The organism is Elioraea tepidiphila DSM 17972 (genome assembly GCF_000378465.1).
Classification (GTDB): Bacteria; Pseudomonadota; Alphaproteobacteria; order Acetobacterales; family Acetobacteraceae; genus Elioraea; species Elioraea tepidiphila.
The window spans coordinates 72,687-88,556 of sequence record NZ_KB899930.1 but is presented as its reverse complement, the minus strand read 5'-3'; the positions used below and the strand labels follow the sequence as shown (position 1 = coordinate 88,556).

Here is a 15,870-nt window from a genome sequence, read left to right as displayed (position 1 = left end):
ACTGGACGATCTTGGTGACGACGCCGGCGCCGACGGTGCGCCCGCCCTCGCGGATCGCGAAGCGCAGCCCCTCGTCCATCGCGATCGGCGCGATCAGCGTCACCTCCATCCGCACATTGTCCCCAGGCATCACCATCTCCGTGCCCTCGGGCAGCGTCACAACACCCGTCACGTCCGTCGTGCGGAAGTAGAACTGCGGACGGTAGTTGGTGAAGAACGGCGTGTGCCGGCCCCCCTCCTCCTTCGTCAGGATGTACGCCTCCGCCAGGAACTTCGTGTGCGGCGTGATCGAGCCAGGCGCCGCCAGAACCTGGCCACGCTCCACCTCCTCGCGCTTCGTGCCACGCAACAGCGCCCCGATGTTGTCCCCCGCCTCGCCGCTGTCCAGCAGCTTGCGGAACATCTCCACCCCCGTCACCACCGTCTTCATCGTCGGGCGCAGGCCGACGATCTCCACCTCGTCGCCCACCTTCACCACACCCCGCTCGATCCGCCCCGTCACCACCGTGCCGCGGCCCGAGATCGAGAACACGTCCTCGATCGGCATCAGGAACGGACGATCCTTAGGCCGGTCCGGCTGCGGAATGTACGCGTCCACCGCATCCATCAGCTGCAGGATCGCCTGCTCGCCGATCTCCGGATTGCGATCCTCCAGCGCACACAGCGCCGAACCCTTGATCACCGGAATCTCGTCCCCCGGGAACTGATACGACTTCAACAGCTCCCGAACCTCGAGCTCCACCAGCTCCAGAAGCTCGGGATCGTCCACCATGTCCACCTTGTTCATGAACACCACCAGCGCCGGCACACCCACCTGGCGCGCCAGCAGGATGTGCTCGCGCGTCTGCGGCATCGGACCATCCGCCGCCGAGACCACCAGGATCGCCCCGTCCATCTGCGCCGCCCCCGTGATCATGTTCTTCACGTAGTCCGCATGACCAGGGCAATCCACGTGCGCGTAATGCCGCGCCTTCGTCTCGTACTCCACATGCGCCGTCGAAATCGTGATCCCGCGCGCCTTCTCCTCCGGCGCCTTGTCGATCTGGTCGTACGCCGTGAACGTCGCCCCGCCCGTCTTCGCCAGAACCTTCGTGATCGCCGCCGTCAGCGACGTCTTCCCATGGTCCACGTGACCAATCGTGCCGATGTTGCAGTGCGGCTTCGTCCGCTCAAACTTCGCCTTCGCCATCGCGCGGCCTCGTCTCTCTCGTTCGTCAGGTTGCTGGGGTCGGAGGGGGGGAACATGGTCGGCCCGGGGGTCCGAGTGGAGCGGGTGACGGGAATCGAACCCGCACAACCAGCTTGGAAGGCTGGGGCTCTACCATTGAGCTACACCCGCAAGGCCGTGGAACGCGGTTCCCTTTCCGGTCGGTTGGTGTCCGGTCCTCTGCGCCGCAACGGAAGCGTCCCTGGTGGAGGGGGCTGGATTCGAACCAGCGTAGGCGTGCGCCAACGGATTTACAGTCCGTCCCCTTTAGCCACTCGGGCACCCCTCCGGCCCCGGGACATCCCCGCAGGCGGCGCGGGACCGCGCGGACTAACGGCATTTCGCCCGGCCTGTCAACGAGGAGGCCGGGCTTCCGTCCGCCGCCGCTCCCGGCCATGCTGGCCCTATGGGCACCCCTCCGCGCCGTCGCGAGACCCGAATTCGCGGCCGCGATCCGCACGGTCCGTACTGGATCTACGGCGCACATGCCGTGCGCGCGGCACTCGGCAATCCTGCGCGCAAGGTCCGACGCGTGCTCGCGACCCGCGAGGCCGCCGCGAGCCTGCCGGCCGATGCCAGCCCCGAACGCGCCGAGGCCGCCGCGATCGCCGCCCTGCTGCCGCCGGGCGCCGTGCATCAGGGGCTCGCCGCGCTGGTCGATCCCCTCTCCGCGCCGCCGCTCGCCGAGGCGCTCGTCGCCTCGCCGGGGCCGGTGCTGGTGCTGGACCAGGTCACCGATCCGCGCAATGTCGGCGCGATCCTGCGCTCGGCGGCCGCGTTCGGGGCGGCCGCGGTGATCGTGCAGGACCGCCATGCGCCGCTGGAAGGTGGGGCGATGGCGCGCGCGGCCGCCGGCGCGCTCGAACGCGTGCCTCTGCTCCGCGCCGTGAACCTCGCGCGCACCCTGGAGGCGCTGAAGCAGGCCGGGCTCTGGATCGTCGGGCTCGATGCGGAGGCGCCGACCACGCTCGCCGAAGCCGGGCTCGGCGATCGCCGGCTCGCGCTGGTGCTGGGCGCGGAGGACGAGGGGATGCGGCGGCTGACGCGCGAGGCGTGCGACCTGACGGTGCGCCTGCCGCAGCGCGGCGCGGTGGAGAGCCTGAACGTCTCGGTCGCGGCAGCGGTCGCGCTCTACGCGGTGCAGCACGACCGGCTTGAACAGGAGAGTGCATGACCGACCACGCCGGGCGGCCCGAACGCGCCGCCGAGGCCATCGCCGACGCCCTGGCCGCACGCCGCCCCCTCGTGCCGCTCGACCCCGCGATCGCGCCTGCCGATCCGGCCGAGGGCTACGCGGTGCAGGCGGCACTCGCGCGCCGGCTCGGCGCCTGCCCGCCGGCGGGGTTCAAGATCGGCGCGACCGCGGCGACCATGCAGCTGCATCTCGGCATCCGCACCCCGGCGGCCGGGTTCATGATGCGCTCGGGCCTCCTTCCCTCCGGCGCGGTCTCGCCGTTCCGCGCCTGGCTGACCCCCGGCGTGGAGTGCGAGATCGCCTTCCGGCTCGGCCGCGACATCCCGCCCGGCGAACACCGCCAGGAGGCGCTGGCCGAGGCGGTCGCGGCGGTGCTGCCGGCGATCGAGATCGTCGAGAACCGCTACCAGGGCGGGGTCGGGATCGGCACGCCGATGCTGATCGCCGACCGGTTCTTCCACGGCGCGTCCGTGCTGGGCGCGGATGCCGAGGGCTGGCCGGCCGGCCGGCTGGCCGGGCGCGACCTCGTCGCCGCGCGCGGGCGGATGACGGTGAACGGCAGGCTGTTCGGCGAAGGCCAGGGCGGCGATCTGCTCGGCCATCCGCTCGCGGTGCTGCGCTGGCTCGCCGCCTCGCCGGCCGCGGCCGCCTTCGGCGGGCTGCGGGCCGGGCAGGTGATCCTGTGCGGCTCGGTCACCCCGCCCGCCTGGCTCTCCGGACCCGCCGAGATCGAGGTCAGCTTCGACGGTCTCGGCACCGTCACGGCGCGCTTCACATGAGCCGCCGCCCCGACACCTATCCGCGCGCCGACGAGGCGGTGCGTCAGGCGCGGCCGGTCGAGGAAGCGGCCCCGCACCCCTCCTTCCGGCTCGCCTTCAACGATCCCGAGTTCCTGCTGCGCCCGGAGATGCGCGGGGTGCGGCTGATGCTCGAACTGATGAAGCCCGACCGGCTGCAGGACGAGGCCGGGATCGGCTCGACCGTGGTGGTGTTCGGCTCCGCCCGGATCGCCGGACCGGAGGCGGTGGCGGCGATCGCGCGCGACGGCGGCGATGCCGCGCGGGCCGAGCGCCAGCTCGTCTGGTACGAGGAGGCGCGGCGCTTCGCCCGGCTGATCACCGAGGCGGGACAGGGCGCGGGGCGGTGCGAGCTGGTGGTGGTCACCGGCGGCGGCCCGGGCATCATGGAGGCGGGCAACCGCGGCGCGACCGAGGCCGGGGGCAAGACCATCGGGCTCTCGATCGTGCTGCCGCGCGAGCAGGTCCCGAACCGCTGGATCACGCCCGAACTCTCGTTCCAGTTCCATTATTTCGGCATCCGCAAGATGCAGTTCCTGATGCGCGCCAAGGCGCTGGCCGTTTTCCCTGGCGGGTTCGGCACGATGGACGAACTCTTCGAGACGCTGACGCTGGTGCAGACCCGCAAGATCCGCCGCCTGCCGATCCTGCTGTTCCATCGCGCGTTCTGGGACCGGGTGGTGCGCTTCGAGGTGCTGGCCGAGGAAGGCCTGATCGACCACGCCGATCTCGACCTGATCCGCTTCGTCGAGACCGCCGAGGAGGGCGCCGAGGCGATCCGCGCGTTCTACGGCGGCGAACTGCTGGGGGCGGAGGAGGAGCCGCCGCCGGTGTGAACCGTCAGGCCGCGTGCTCGACGCAGATCGCGCCGGCATCGGCCTCGCCCAGCGGCACGTCGAGCAGCGCGCAGTGATGCGGCCGCGCCGTGCCGGCATGGGCCTCGGCGCGGAAATGGCGGCAGGTGCGGCAGACGCCGAAGGCGCGCCCGCCGTTCCGCGCGATCGCCGCGGCGAGGGTGGCGTCGAGCAGGCGTGCGAGCGTCGGCGCCTCCGCACCGGCGCCCGCCGCAACCGCCTCGGCGAGCAGCGCGACGCCGCCGTCCTCCTTCAGCGCGGCGCGCCCGGCGGCCGTGAGCCCGAGCGTGACCGCGCGCCGGTCGCACGGATGGGGTTCGCGCGTCACGTAGCCCTTGGCTTCGAGCGCGATCAGGCTCTGCGACACCGTGCCCCGCGTCGCGCCGAGATAGTCGGCGAGGGCCGCGGGGCTGCGCGAGAAGCGGTTGGCGAGGCCGAGATAGCGCAGCGCGTCGCGCTGGGCCGGGTTGAGCCCGCCGCGATGGTCGGCCGCGCGCGCAAGCCGGTCGAGCCGGTTGATCAGCCGCGCGGCATGGCGGCTGGCGTTCTCCTCACGATCCGATAGCGAGTCGCTATTACCCATTGACCGGCTCCGCGGGAAGCGATATCGACTCGATGCTATCCGCTGGCGCAACGTCCTGGCAAGGAGGACCCCATGACCGCTCCCGCGACCGCCATCCCCGGCTACCGCTACGGCGATCCCGCGCTTGCGCCCTCGCCGCTCACCCCGGCCGAACTCGCCGAACTGGAGGCGAGCCTGTTGTTCGGCCCGGAGGATGTCGCGGCGCTGAAGCGCGCGGGCGCGATCGTCGCCGACCGGATCGAGGCGATCCTGGATGTCTGGTACGGCTTCGTCGCCTCGCAGCCGCATCTGCTCGCCGCGTTCCGCGAGCACGGCACGGGCGAGCCGATCGGCGCCTATCTCGCCGCCGTGCGCGCGCGCTTCGGGCAGTGGATTCTCGACACCTGCACCGCGCCGCACGACGCCGCCTGGCTCGCCTGGCAGGACGAGATCGGCCGCCGGCATCACCGCAGCGGCAAGAACCGCACCGACGGCGTGAACGCCGCGCCGCACATCCCGCTGCGCCATCTGCTGGCCCTGGTGATGCCGATCTCGCTCACCATGCGCCCGTTCCTCGCCGAGACGGGGGCCACGCCGGCCGAAGTGGACGCGATGCACGCGGCCTGGACCAAGGCGGTGCTGCTGCAGGCGATCCTGTGGGCGAGGCCCTACGTCGCCGCGGGCGACTTCTGATCCGCCTCGGCGGCCGGCTCCGGCGCGATCACGCCGCCGACCGCGGCGGGCGCGGTCGCGGCGAGATCGAAGCTCTCGCGCGCCTGCTCGGGGGGCGCGGCACGGCGCGTCACCCGCCACAGCACGAAGCCCAGCAGGACCCCATGCGTCGCCGCGGTGAAGAGGTAGAGCCCGCCGCCCGGTGAAGCGCGCAGCAGGAACGCCGCCGCGATCGGACCGACGATCGAGCCGAGCCCGTTGACGAGCAGCAGGCTCGATGCGGTACCGACATAGTCCGACGGATCGGCGTGGTCATAGGCGTGCGCGGCAACCAGCGAGTAGCCGGGCAATGCCGAGGCGCCGAAGGCCGCGCCGAGCAGCATCAGCGCGATCCCGGACGGCGCGAGCAGGAACACGGAGAGCCCCGTGCCGGTCGCCGCGGCGAGCAGCACGGCCAGCACATGGCGCCGGTCGAGCCGGTCCGACACCCGCCCGATCGGCATCTGGACGAGCGCACCGGACATCACGGCGACACTCATGAAGATCGCCGCTTCCCGGTGGGTCAACCCGAAATCGGTGGCGGAGACCGGGCCGAGGCTCCAGAAGGCGCCATTGCCGACGCCGATCATCAGGCTGCCGACCAGCCCCACCGGCGACGCGCGCCACAATCGCCCCGGCCGGAAGCGCACCTCGGTCACCGGCGCCGGCTGGGCCTGCCGGGTCAGCACGACCGGGATCGCCGAGATCGAGATCAGCACGCTGCCCAGCACGAACAGGTGGAAGCCCTCGACCGGCCAGGCGAACAGCAGCAACTGCCCGCCGGTCAGCGCGACATGGTTCACCATGATGTAGGCCGACATGATCATGCCGCGCGTGGTGTTGGTCGCGCGGTCGTTCAACCAGGACTCGACGATCAGGTAGAACACCGCGAGCCCGTAGCCGAAGGCGAAGCGGAGCACGATCCAGGCGGGCACGGTGACGGCCAGGGGATAGGCCGCCGCCGCCGCCGACACGCCGCACACCACGGCAGCGACGGCGCGGATGTGACCCGCGCGGCGGATCACGCGCGGCCCGTGCAGGCAGCCGGCCACGAACCCGCCGTAGTAGGCGGCTCCGAGCGCGCCGATCGCGACGGGGTCGAACCCCTCCGCTTCCCCGCGCAGCGGCAAGGCCATGGTGAGCAGCCCGTGCCCGACCAGCAGGAGCCCCACACCCGAGAGCAGCGAGCCGACCGGCAGCAGTGACGCGATCATCGATCCTCGGCTGAGGCCCGCGCGTCAGAGAGCGTCGCGCGATCCGGTTTCCGTCCCTGCGGGTGCCGGCTCGGCCGCCCGCTCAACGTGCATCTTGCCCACGGGCTCGGGCGTCACAAGCCCCGAAACGTGCTGCGCTGCCGCACGCTACAGCGCCATCGCGAGCACGCGCGCGGGATTGAGCGCCTCGCGCGGGGCGAGATCGGCGATCTGGTGCCGGCACGAGGTTCCATTGGCGACGATCAGCGTGTGTGGATCGGCCGCACGCACCGCCGGCAGCAGCGACAGCTCCGCCATCGCCCGCGAGACGGGCTGTGTCTCCGCCTGATAGCCGAAAGCGCCGGCCATGCCGCAGCACGACGACTCGATCGGCGTCACGGGCAGGTCCGGGATCGTCTTCAACGCGCGGATCACCGCCGGGAAGGCCCCGAACGCCTTGCTGTGGCAGTGGCCATGCACGATCGCGCGCCGTCCCGCGAGCGGCTTCAGCACGGCGGCAAAGCGCGCGGCGTTGCGGTCGACGAACTCCTCGAACAGCAGCGCGTGATCGGCGACCACGCGCGCGTGCTCACCCAGGCCGAGCGACAACCACTCGTCGCGCAGCGTCAGCAGGCACGAGGGTTCCAGGCCGATGATCGGCCGGCCGGCGCGCGCATGCGGCGCGAGCACGGCGAGTGTGCGGCGCGCCTCCTCGCGCGCGCGATCGACAAGCCCGGCGGCGAGGAACGTGCGGCCGCAGCAGAGCGGTCGCCCGGGCCCATTGGCGGCGGCAACGCGAAACTCGGCCGCGCGCAACACGCGCGCCGCGTCGCGCAGGTTCTCGGGCTCGAACCAGCGATTGAAGGTGTCGGCGAACAGGATCGCGTCGGGTTCCGGCATCGAGGCCTCGTCGTCGCGCCAGGGCGCGCGCGACCAGCGCGGCAGCGGACGCGCGGCGGAGAACCCGGTGAGGAACTGCGACAGTCGTGCGAACGTCGGGATCGCGTTGCGCGCGTTCGTGAGCAGGCGAAGCCGTGCGGCGTGGCGGGCGTAGCGCGGCAGGAACGCCACCAGACGGTCGCGGATCGACAGCCCCCGCGCGGCGTTGCGCGCCGCCAGCACCTCGATCTTCATGCGCGCCATGTCCACGCCCGTCGGGCATTCGCGCCGGCACGCCTTGCAGGAGACGCAAAGCGACAGCGCCTCGGCCACGGCGTCGGAGGTGATACCGCCGTCGAGCTGACCCGAAAGCGCCAGCCTGAGCGTGTTGGCGCGCCCGCGCGTGACGTCGCGCTCCTCGCGCGTGGCGCGGTAGGAGGGGCACATCACCTCGCCCGCGAGCGCACGGCAGGCGCCGTTGTTGTTGCACATCTCGACCGCGGCCTGGAACGAGGCGGCAGGGCTCGCGCGCGGAAAGTCCGACCAGTCGAGCGCCGGGCGATGCGTGGATGTCGCGTAATCCGGGTGGTAGCGGAACAGCGTCCGGTCATCCATGCGCGGCGGACGCACGATGCGATTCGGGTTGAAGAGTCCGCGCGGATCGACGCGGTCCTTCACCGCCTCGAAGGCGCGCACAATCCGCTCGCCGAACATGAATGCGTGGAACTCGCTGCGCACGATGCCGTCGCCGTGCTCGCCCGAGTGGCTGCCCTTGTACGCGCGCACCATCGCGAAGGCCTCCTCGGCGATCGCGCGCATCGTGCGGGCATCCTGCTCCAGCTTCAGGTTCAGGACGGGCCGCACATGCAAACAGCCCGAACCCGCATGGGCGTACCAGGTGCCGCGCGTGCCGTGACGCGCGAACACCTCGGTCAGCCGCGCGGTGTAGTCGGCAAGGTGTTCCAGCGGCACCGCGCAGTCCTCGACGAAGGAGATGGGCTTCCCCTCCTCCTTCATGCTCATCATGATGTTGAGGCCCGCGGTGCGGAGCTGGTTGATCGCGCCTTGCAGCGCCGGATCGGTCACCTCCACCACGCCGCCGAAGCGCGCGCCGGCGCGCTCCCAGCCGAAGCCGAGATCGCCCATGAGCGCCGCGAGGTCCTTCAGCCGGCCCCGGTTGGTCGCCGCGTCGTCCTCGGCAAACTCCACCAGCAGCAGCGCCTCGGGCTCGCCGCGCATGAAGGCGTCGAGCGTGGGCCGGAACATCGCGATGTCGCGCGCAAGCTCGATCATGGTGCGATCGACCAGTTCCACACCGACGGGGGCGAGCCTGACGATGTGCTGGGCGGACTCCATCGCCGCGTGGAAGCTGCCGAAGTGGCAGGCGCCGAGCGTCCTGTGCCGCGGCAGTACGGGCGAGAGTGCGAGTTCGATCGCGGTCGAGAAGCCGAGCGTACCCTCGGAGCCGACCAGCAGATGCGCGAGGTTCGGCGGATCGCGCGCGGGCACCAGCGCATCGAGATTGTAGCCGCCAACGCGGCGCTGCACTTTCGGGAATCGCGCCTCGATCTCGTCCGCCTCGCGCGCGGCGATCGCGCGCAGGTCCGAGACCAGCGGGGCGATCGGCGAGTCGTTGCGCAAGGCGGCGCGGTCGTCGAAGCGCGCGGCCGTGCCGTCGGGCAGGATGGCCTCGATCGCGCGCACGTTGTCGCGCATGGTGCCGAAGCGGAGCGATCGCGCGCCGCAGGAGTTGTTGCCCGCCATGCCGCCAAGGGTCGCGCGCGAGGCGGTCGAGACATCCACCGGATACCAGAGCCGATGGGGCGCGAGCGCGCGGTTCAGCTCGTCGAGCACCAGCCCCGGCTGCACCACGGCACGGCGGTTGGCAGGGTCGATCTCGAGGATACGGTTCAGATGCCGCGAGCAGTCGAGCACCAGCCCGGTGTTGATGGTCTGGCCGTTCTGCGACGTGCCGCCGCCGCGCGGGGTGATGGCGACACCCTCCTCGCGCGCGATCGCGATCGCGGCGGCCACATCCGCGGCGTCGCGCGGAAACGCCACAGCGGCCGGCATCACCTGGTAGTGCGAAGCGTCGGTGGCAAAGCGGCCGCGCGTCGCCGCGTCCGCGCGCACCTCACCCTTCAGCGCGGCCTTCAGGCGCCGCTCAAGCCCCGGTCGCAGGGCAGCAGGCATTGACAGCGTTCTCCCCGGTGTCTCTATCGCATCAGATGGCGCAAGGCGCCGGGAGACAAGGGCCAAGGAACAACGCGATGCAGAACGAGCCGGGGCGGGTCGCGGGCCGCCATTTCCTCCAGATCCCCGGGCCGACGAATGTCCCCGACCGCATCCTGCGGGCGATCGACAACCCGACCATGGACCATCGCAGCCCCGCCTTCGCCAAGCTGGGCCGGGCGTGCCTGGAGGGCATGAAGACCATCTTCAAGACCGAGAAGGGCCATGCCTTCATCTACCCCGCCTCCGGCACCGGGGCGTGGGAGGCGGCGCTGGTCAACACGCTCTCGCCCGGCGATGCCGTGCTGATGGTCGAGACCGGCCATTTCGCGAGCCTGTGGCGGCGGATGGCCGAGCGGCTCGGGCTCACGCCGATCCTGATCGAGACCGACTGGCGCGCCGGCGCCGACATCGCCGCCGGCGAGATCGAGGCCCGGCTCGCCGAGGACCGCGGCCGCGCGATCAAGGCCGTCTGCGTGGTGCACAACGAGACCTCGACCGGCTGCACCACCGACATCCCGGCGATCCGGCGCGCCATCGACGCGGCGAAGCACCCGGCGCTGCTGATGGTGGACACGATCTCCTCGCTCGCCTCGATCGACTATCGGCATGACGAGTGGGGCGTGGATGTGACGGTCGGCGGGTCGCAGAAGGGGCTGATGCTGCCGCCGGGGCTCTCGTTCAACGCGGTCTCCGAGAAGGCCTATGCGGCGCAGAACACCGCCAAGCTCCCGCGCTCGTTCTGGTCCTGGGAGGAGATGGCCGGGCCGAACGCCACCGGCTACTTCCCCTACACGCCGGCGACCAACCTGCTCTACGGGCTGCGCGAGGCGATCGCGATGCTGCACGAGGAGGGGCTCGATCGGGTGTTCGCGCGCCACGACCGCCACGCCGAGGCGACGCGCCGGGCGGTCGCCGCCTGGGGGCTGGAGACGCAGTGCCGCGTGGCGAAGAACCATTCCTCGTCGCTCACCGCCGTCAGGGTTCCCGAAGGACAATCGGCCGACCGGGTGCGCGCGGTGATCCGCGACGCCTTCGACATGTCGCTCGGCAACGGCCTGTCGAAGCTCGCCGACCGGGTGTTCCGGATCGGCCACCTGGGCGACTTCAACGACCTGACGTTGATGGGCACGCTCGCCGGCGTGGAGATGGGGCTCGGGCTCGCGGGTGTGCCGCACAAGGCAGGCGGCGTGCAGGCGGCGATGGCGTATCTGGCGGGTCAGGCGGCGCCCGGCGTGGCGCGCGCGGCGTAGAGCAGGTCGCCCACGGCTCGAATCAGCCTGGGCGTGAAGATGCTCGACAGCACTACCCACAGCGGTTCCCACTCATGCGGAAACCGCTCTGCGCCCGGCGCGCCCGCTACGCCGCGGCGGCGACCAGGGCGCGGATGCGCGCCACCATCCGCGCGGCATCCCACTCGGTGATGCCTTCCAGTCGCGCCGCTTCCCGCCCCGCGCGATCGACGATCAGCGTGGTGGGCAGGCCGCGCGCGCCCCAGGCCCGGCCGGCCGCGCCGCGCGGGTCGAGCCACACGCCCAGGTGGCGGATGCCCAAACGGGCATAGAACGCCCGCACCACCTCGGCGCCGCCGCGATCCTGGCTCAGCGCCAGCACCTCGATCCCGTCGCCGCGCACCTGCCGGGCGAGACGGTCGAGCGCGGGCATCTCCTCGACGCAGGGCGGGCACCAGGTGGCCCAGAGGTTCACCACCAGACCCTTGCCCGCGAAATCGGCGAGGCGGCGTTCGGCGCCGTCGGCATCGCGGAACGCGGCATCAGCCAGGGCGCGGCGGGGCACGACCTCGACCAGCGTCCCGCTGGCCGCACTTCCTTGCCGGGGCAGGGCCAGCATGGCAGAGGTCGCCGCGACCCCGCCCAGCAGCACCCGGCGCGACACCCCGACGGAACGACCCATGCCCGACACTCCCTCATCCTCATCCGCCGCCAGAGCGCCGGCCAATGCGCTGTGGGGCGGCCGCTTCGCGGCCGGCCCGGCCGCGATCATGCAGGAGATCAACGCCTCGATCGGCTTCGACCGGCGGATGTGGCGCCAGGACATCGCCGGCTCGAAGGCGCATGCGGCCATGCTCGCCGCCCGGGGCATCATCACCGAGGCCGACCGCGACGCGATCCTCGCTGGTCTGGCGCAGGTCGCGGCGGAGATCGAGTCCGGCCGCTTCACGTTCTCGACAGAGCGCGAGGACATCCACATGAACGTGGAGGCCCGGCTGATCGAGCTGATCGGCGATCCGGGCCGGCGGCTGCACACCGCCCGGTCGCGCAACGACCAGGTCGCGCTCGACGTGCGGCTCTGGGTGCGCGACGCGATCGACGCGCTGGACGCGCAGCTCGCCGACTGCATGCGCGCGCTCGTGGCCCAGGCGGAGGCACATGCCGCCACACCCATGCCGGGCTTCACGCATCTCCAGATCGCCCAGCCGACCACCTTCGGCCATCACATGCTCGCCTATGTCGAGATGCTGGCGCGCGACCGCGGCCGCTTCGCCGATTGCCGCGCGCGGCTGAACGAATGCCCGCTCGGCGCGGCGGCGCTAGCCGGCACCTCCTTCCCGATCGACCGCCACGCGACCGCGGCCGAGCTCGGCTTCGACCGGCCGATGGCGAACAGCCTCGATGCGGTCTCGGCGCGCGACTACGCGATCGAGTTCATGGCGGCCGCCGCGACCTGCGCGGCCAACCTGTCGCGGCTTGCCGAGGAGATCGTGATCTGGATGAGCGCGCCCTGGCGCTTCGTCACGCTCTCGGATGCGTTCACCACCGGCTCCTCGATCATGCCGCAGAAGCGCAACCCGGACGCGGCGGAGCTCGTGCGCGCCAAGACCGGGCGGATCAACGGCAACCTGATCGCGCTGCTGACCGTGATGAAGGGATTGGCGCTGACCTACGGCAAGGACATGCAGGAGGACAAGGAGCCGATCTTCGACACGGCCGACAGCCTCGCCCTCTGCCTCGCCGCCACCGCCGGCATGGTGCGCGACATGCGGCCGAACGCGGAGGCGATGCGGCGCTGGGCCGGCGAGGGCTTCGCGACCGCGACCGACCTCGCCGACTGGCTGGTGCGCGTGCTCGGCCTGCCGTTCCGCACCGCGCATCATGTCACGGGCCGGCTGGTGGCGGCAGCCGAGGCGAAGGGCACGGATCTCGCGGGGCTGACGCTCGCCGAGATGCAGTCGGTGGAGCCGCGCATCACCGAGGACGTGTTCTCGGTGCTCACGGTGGAGGCCTCGCTCGCCTCGCGCGTGAGCTATGGCGGCACCGCGCCGGCGAATGTCGCGGCGCAGGCCAAGGCCTGGCGCGAACGCCTCGGCTGATCCGCGCCTATCGCACGCAATTCGGCTGATCGGCGGAGAGATGGCGCGCGGGCGGCGGGCTCGCCCGCATCTGCGCGAGGCGCGCGCGCTCTGCCGGGGTCAGCACGGCCTCGGACGCACCCGCCCCGACCAGTGCCTCGTAGGCCGAGAGCGCGTAGACATCGACGGCGAGCTGCAACGCGGTCTTGCCCGTCGCCGGCGAGATGCGCTCCATCTCCGCACCGCGCGCGAGCAGCAGGCGCAGGAACGGCGCGAACCGCTCCGAGTCGGGGACATCGCTCGCGTACCGGACCAGCGACGCGAGCGGGGTCTCGCCGCGCCCGCCGCCGCTCCCTTGCGGCAGTCCGCTCGGATCGAAGCCGTGCGCCGCAAGCAGCCAGGAGGCCACGCGCAGCGCCGCGCCCGACGCGGCCGCGTTCAGCAGCGTGGCGTTCTCGTCCAGGATGTTGCCGCTCAGGGTCAGCGGCACGCCAGCGTCGAGCAGACGCTGCAGCAGCTCCAGCCGGTCGAGCTGGGCGGCGATCCAGGCCGCACGGCGGCGGGCACGCGCATCGGCCTCGGGCAGCAGCAGCGCGACTCCCTCGGCGTCGTCGCGCGCGACGCTGATCTCCAGCGCGGTGAGCAGCGGAAGATACAGCCCTTCGCAGGTGCGCAGGCCGCGCGCGGCGCGCGAGTCGGACGCGGGCCGCGCGCCGAGGGCCAGCAGCGCCGCGATCGCCCGGTGCGCGCGCGCCTCGGCGGCGAACAGCAGCAGCCGGTCGCGCTCATCCGCGCAGTCCGCGCCGCAACGCTCGAAGCCCTGGGCGATCGCTACGGGGTCGTTCCGCTCGACCGCCGCATAGACCGCGCCGCGCCGGTCCGCGAGGCGGGAGTCGCGATGGGCCTCCAGCGCGGCCAGGCCCCAGAGTGCCAGAGCGGCAGAAAGCCCGAGCGCCTGGACCGCCAGCACCGCCTTGAGCCCCCGGCCGACTCTCCAGCTGCGCAGCCGCGCGTAGATCAGATTGGCGGCGAAGCTCGCCAGCGTGAGCACGGGCGCCAGCGCGCCCAGCACGATCGCGATCCCGAGATCGCGGAACGGGCCGCGCGGGTGGCTGAGCTCGTCGGCGATCAGCCAGGCCGGCAGCGCGACCGAGAGGAGACCGAGCGCCCAGCACAGGACGGCAAGGCCGGTCAGGCGGCGAGCAGCGGGGGGCGGGGCGGACATGGCCTCTCGGGATGCTGCGCGTCCAGCCATACCACGGCCAGAACAGACGGGCAGGAACCCGCTGACGGCCAGGCCATGGCGGAGAGGGCGCGGCTGAGGCACCATGAAGCGATGTTCCAGGGCGCATTCGGCACTTCCGGGATGGGCTGCGGGTTGCCGCTCCGGCGCTGGACCCGCGTGGTCCTGCTGCTGGCCCTGGTCGCCGCCGTGCTCCTGGTCGGCTGCGGCAAGCGCGGCGACCCGGTGCCGCCCGGCCCGGAGGAGGAGGTCATCTACCCCCGCACCTATCCGCGCGACGAGACCACCCCGCGCGGAGGCGGTCGCGTGGTCTTCCCGCCCCCACCCGGACGGAGACGCTGACATGGCCGCCCCTGCCCCGCGTGACGCTGACGAGGACCCGTGCTTCGACGAGATCCTCGCGCTGCGCCCGCATCTCTCGGTCGCGATCGAGGCCGGACTGATGGTCGAGGGCGTGCCGCTCGCGCGCATCGCCGCCGCGCACGGCACACCGAGCTGGGTCTATTCCGCTTCCACCATCGAGGGGCGCTATCGCGCACTGGCCGAGGCGCTGTCAGGGGCCGGCCTCGATGCGCGCATCCACTACGCGATGAAGGCGAACGACGCGCTCGCCGTGGTGCGCCTGCTCGGCACCCTCGGCGCCGGTGCCGACGTCGTCTCGGGCGGGGAGTTCCTCGCCGCCCGCGCCGCCGGCATCGCGCCTGGCGACATCGTGTTCTCCGGGGTGGGCAAGACCGAGGCGGAGCTCCGCACCGCGCTTGCCGCCGGCGTCGGCCAGATCAACGTCGAGAGCGCCGAGGAACTGGCGATGCTCGGCGCGATCGCCGCGAGCATGGGCCTCAGCGCGCCGGTCGCGCTCCGCGTGAACCCGGATGTCGATGCCGGCACCCACGCCAAGATCACGACCGGCAGGGCCGAGAACAAGTTCGGCATCCCGATCGACGCGGCGCGCGATCTCTACGCGCGGGCGGCGAACACCGCCGGCATTCGCCTGCGCGGCGTGGCCGTGCATATCGGCAGCCAGATCACCGCGCTCGCCCCCTATCGCGCGGCCTATGCGCGGCTGGCCGAGCTCGTCCGATCCCTCCGTGCCGAAGGGCTGCCGGTGGAACGGGTCGATTGCGGCGGCGGGCTCGGCATCCCCTACCGGAACGAACCCGCGCCCTCGCCCGCGGCCTTCGCCCATGTCCTGCGCGAGACCGTGGGAGCCTTGGGCCTGCCGCTGATGCTGGAGCCCGGACGCTGGCTGGTCGGCCCGGCGGGGCTGCTGCTCGCGCGCGTCATCCTGGAGAAGCAGGGCGCGCTGCGCCGCTTCGTGATCCTGGATGCGGCGATGAACGATCTGATCCGCCCTTCCCTCTACGAGGCGTGGCATGCGATCGTTCCCGTCTCGGCGACGCGGTGGCACGCGCCGCTCGCGCCGGCGGAGGTGGTTGGCCCTGTCTGCGAGAGCGGCGACACCTTCGCCAGCGGGCGGATGCTGCCGCCCCTCGGACCCGGAGAGCTGGTGGCGATCCTCGATGCCGGCGCTTACGGCGCGGTCATGAGTTCGACCTATAATGCGCGTCCGCTGGCCGCCGCCGTGATGGTGCGTGGAGATGAGGTCGCGGTGATCCGCCCGAGACAGTCGCACGAGGCGCTGATTGCCCAGGATGTGATCCCGCCCTGGCTTGCTTCCGGGCGATGA

At 72.1% G+C, this 15,870-nt stretch carries 14 protein-coding genes and 2 tRNA genes; 8 read left to right on the top strand and 8 right to left on the bottom strand.

Annotated features, from left to right (window positions below):
* The 3 genes from tuf to F563_RS0115845 form a co-directional block, all read right to left on the bottom strand.
* The coding region (gene tuf / locus F563_RS0115855; RefSeq protein WP_019013728.1) for an elongation factor Tu at window positions 1-1,189 on the bottom strand (1,189 nt) is incomplete at its 3' end.
* A gap of 76 nt (window positions 1,190-1,265) precedes the next feature.
* Window positions 1,266-1,339 (bottom strand) — tRNA-Gly (locus F563_RS0115850).
* A gap of 71 nt (window positions 1,340-1,410) precedes the next feature.
* Window positions 1,411-1,496: transfer RNA gene (locus tag F563_RS0115845), tRNA-Tyr, on the bottom strand.
* A gap of 117 nt (window positions 1,497-1,613) precedes the next feature.
* Between F563_RS0115845 and rlmB the strand changes: the two genes are divergently transcribed.
* Genes rlmB through F563_RS0115830 form a run of 3 tightly spaced genes read left to right on the top strand, consistent with a single transcriptional unit; the run spans window position 1,614 to window position 4,035 of the window.
* Window positions 1,614-2,381 (top strand): 23S rRNA (guanosine(2251)-2'-O)-methyltransferase RlmB, encoded by a 768-nt coding sequence (rlmB, locus tag F563_RS0115840; protein WP_084596639.1) that lies wholly within the window; start codon window positions 1,614-1,616, stop codon window positions 2,379-2,381.
* Window positions 2,378-3,181 carry a 2-keto-4-pentenoate hydratase gene (locus F563_RS0115835; protein ID WP_019015667.1) on the top strand — a complete coding sequence of 268 codons (804 nt, stop codon included), beginning with the start codon at window positions 2,378-2,380 and terminating at the stop codon, window positions 3,179-3,181. Before rlmB ends, F563_RS0115835 begins: the two co-directional genes overlap by 4 nt.
* Entirely contained in the window at window positions 3,178-4,035 is an 858-nt protein-coding gene (locus F563_RS0115830; RefSeq protein ID WP_019015666.1) for an LOG family protein, read from the top strand. The genes F563_RS0115835 and F563_RS0115830 overlap by 4 nt, the downstream gene beginning before the upstream one ends.
* A 4-nt stretch (window positions 4,036-4,039) precedes the next feature.
* On the opposite strand, the gene F563_RS0115825 is transcribed toward F563_RS0115830, so the two are convergent.
* A complete protein-coding gene (locus tag F563_RS0115825; protein ID WP_019015665.1) occupies window positions 4,040-4,636 on the bottom strand; it encodes a MarR family winged helix-turn-helix transcriptional regulator in 597 nt (198 codons plus the stop codon).
* 72 nt (window positions 4,637-4,708) lie between these two features.
* Here F563_RS0115825 and F563_RS0115820 point away from each other — a divergent pair, with 72 nt between their 5' ends.
* Entirely contained in the window at window positions 4,709-5,308 is a 600-nt protein-coding gene (locus F563_RS0115820; RefSeq protein ID WP_019015664.1) for a protoglobin domain-containing protein, read from the top strand.
* Here F563_RS0115820 and F563_RS22885 read toward each other — a convergent pair.
* Together F563_RS22885 and F563_RS0115810 are read right to left on the bottom strand one after the other, a co-directional pair.
* The gene (locus tag F563_RS22885) at window positions 5,284-6,540 is read right to left on the bottom strand and encodes an MFS transporter (protein WP_019015663.1); all 1,257 of its coding nucleotides are present in this window, start codon (window positions 6,538-6,540) and stop codon (window positions 5,284-5,286) included. The genes F563_RS0115820 and F563_RS22885 overlap by 25 nt on opposite strands.
* Window positions 6,541-6,687: 147 nt before the next feature.
* Window positions 6,688-9,591, bottom strand: a complete 2,904-nt coding sequence (locus F563_RS0115810; RefSeq protein WP_019015662.1) for an FAD-binding and (Fe-S)-binding domain-containing protein — start codon at window positions 9,589-9,591, stop codon at window positions 6,688-6,690.
* Between the two features lie 77 nt (window positions 9,592-9,668).
* On the opposite strand from F563_RS0115810, the gene F563_RS0115805 reads away from it, so the two are divergent.
* Window positions 9,669-10,883, top strand: coding sequence for a pyridoxal-phosphate-dependent aminotransferase family protein (locus tag F563_RS0115805; protein WP_019015661.1), 1,215 nt, complete (start codon window positions 9,669-9,671; stop codon window positions 10,881-10,883).
* A gap of 106 nt (window positions 10,884-10,989) precedes the next feature.
* On the opposite strand, the gene F563_RS22880 is transcribed toward F563_RS0115805, so the two are convergent.
* Complete coding sequence (locus F563_RS22880; protein WP_169404173.1) at window positions 10,990-11,544, bottom strand: TlpA disulfide reductase family protein; 555 nt, start codon at window positions 11,542-11,544, stop codon at window positions 10,990-10,992.
* On the opposite strand from F563_RS22880, the gene argH reads away from it, so the two are divergent.
* Window positions 11,543-12,961, top strand: coding sequence for an argininosuccinate lyase (gene argH, locus F563_RS0115795; RefSeq protein ID WP_026299636.1), 1,419 nt, complete (start codon window positions 11,543-11,545; stop codon window positions 12,959-12,961). The two genes, F563_RS22880 and argH, sit on opposite strands and share 2 nt — an antisense overlap.
* 7 nt (window positions 12,962-12,968) lie before the next feature.
* Here the strand turns inward: argH and F563_RS0115790 are convergent, their stop codons facing one another.
* On the bottom strand, window positions 12,969-14,165 hold the full coding sequence (locus F563_RS0115790) for a hypothetical protein (RefSeq protein WP_019015658.1): 1,197 nt from the start codon (window positions 14,163-14,165) through the stop codon (window positions 12,969-12,971).
* Between the two features lie 111 nt (window positions 14,166-14,276).
* Here F563_RS0115790 and F563_RS22875 point away from each other — a divergent pair, with 111 nt between their 5' ends.
* Both F563_RS22875 and lysA read left to right on the top strand, forming a co-directional pair.
* On the top strand, window positions 14,277-14,525 hold the full coding sequence (locus F563_RS22875) for a hypothetical protein (protein WP_019015657.1): 249 nt from the start codon (window positions 14,277-14,279) through the stop codon (window positions 14,523-14,525).
* A 1-nt stretch (window position 14,526) separates the two neighbouring features.
* On the top strand, window positions 14,527-15,870 hold the full coding sequence (gene lysA, locus F563_RS0115780; RefSeq protein WP_019015656.1) for a diaminopimelate decarboxylase: 1,344 nt from the start codon (window positions 14,527-14,529) through the stop codon (window positions 15,868-15,870).

Excerpts from the sequence above, each read along its gene's own strand:
- rlmB (WP_084596639.1), top strand. The coding sequence starts at position 1,614 with ATGGGCACCCCTCCGCGCCGTCGCGAGACCCGAATTCGCGGCCGCGAT.
- F563_RS0115835 (WP_019015667.1), top strand. The coding sequence starts at position 2,378 with ATGACCGACCACGCCGGGCGGCCCGAACGCGCCGCCGAGGCCATCGCC.
- F563_RS0115830 (WP_019015666.1), top strand. The coding sequence starts at position 3,178 with ATGAGCCGCCGCCCCGACACCTATCCGCGCGCCGACGAGGCGGTGCGT.
- F563_RS0115825 (WP_019015665.1), bottom strand. The coding sequence starts at position 4,636 with ATGGGTAATAGCGACTCGCTATCGGATCGTGAGGAGAACGCCAGCCGC.
- F563_RS0115820 (WP_019015664.1), top strand. The coding sequence starts at position 4,709 with ATGACCGCTCCCGCGACCGCCATCCCCGGCTACCGCTACGGCGATCCC.
- F563_RS22885 (WP_019015663.1), bottom strand. The coding sequence starts at position 6,540 with ATGATCGCGTCACTGCTGCCGGTCGGCTCGCTGCTCTCGGGTGTGGGG.
- F563_RS0115810 (WP_019015662.1), bottom strand. The coding sequence starts at position 9,591 with ATGCCTGCTGCCCTGCGACCGGGGCTTGAGCGGCGCCTGAAGGCCGCG.
- F563_RS0115805 (WP_019015661.1), top strand. The coding sequence starts at position 9,669 with ATGCAGAACGAGCCGGGGCGGGTCGCGGGCCGCCATTTCCTCCAGATC.
- argH (WP_026299636.1), top strand. The coding sequence starts at position 11,543 with ATGCCCGACACTCCCTCATCCTCATCCGCCGCCAGAGCGCCGGCCAAT.
- F563_RS22880 (WP_169404173.1), bottom strand. The coding sequence starts at position 11,544 with ATGGGTCGTTCCGTCGGGGTGTCGCGCCGGGTGCTGCTGGGCGGGGTC.
- F563_RS0115790 (WP_019015658.1), bottom strand. The coding sequence starts at position 14,165 with ATGTCCGCCCCGCCCCCCGCTGCTCGCCGCCTGACCGGCCTTGCCGTC.
- F563_RS22875 (WP_019015657.1), top strand. The coding sequence starts at position 14,277 with ATGTTCCAGGGCGCATTCGGCACTTCCGGGATGGGCTGCGGGTTGCCG.
- lysA (WP_019015656.1), top strand. The coding sequence starts at position 14,527 with ATGGCCGCCCCTGCCCCGCGTGACGCTGACGAGGACCCGTGCTTCGAC.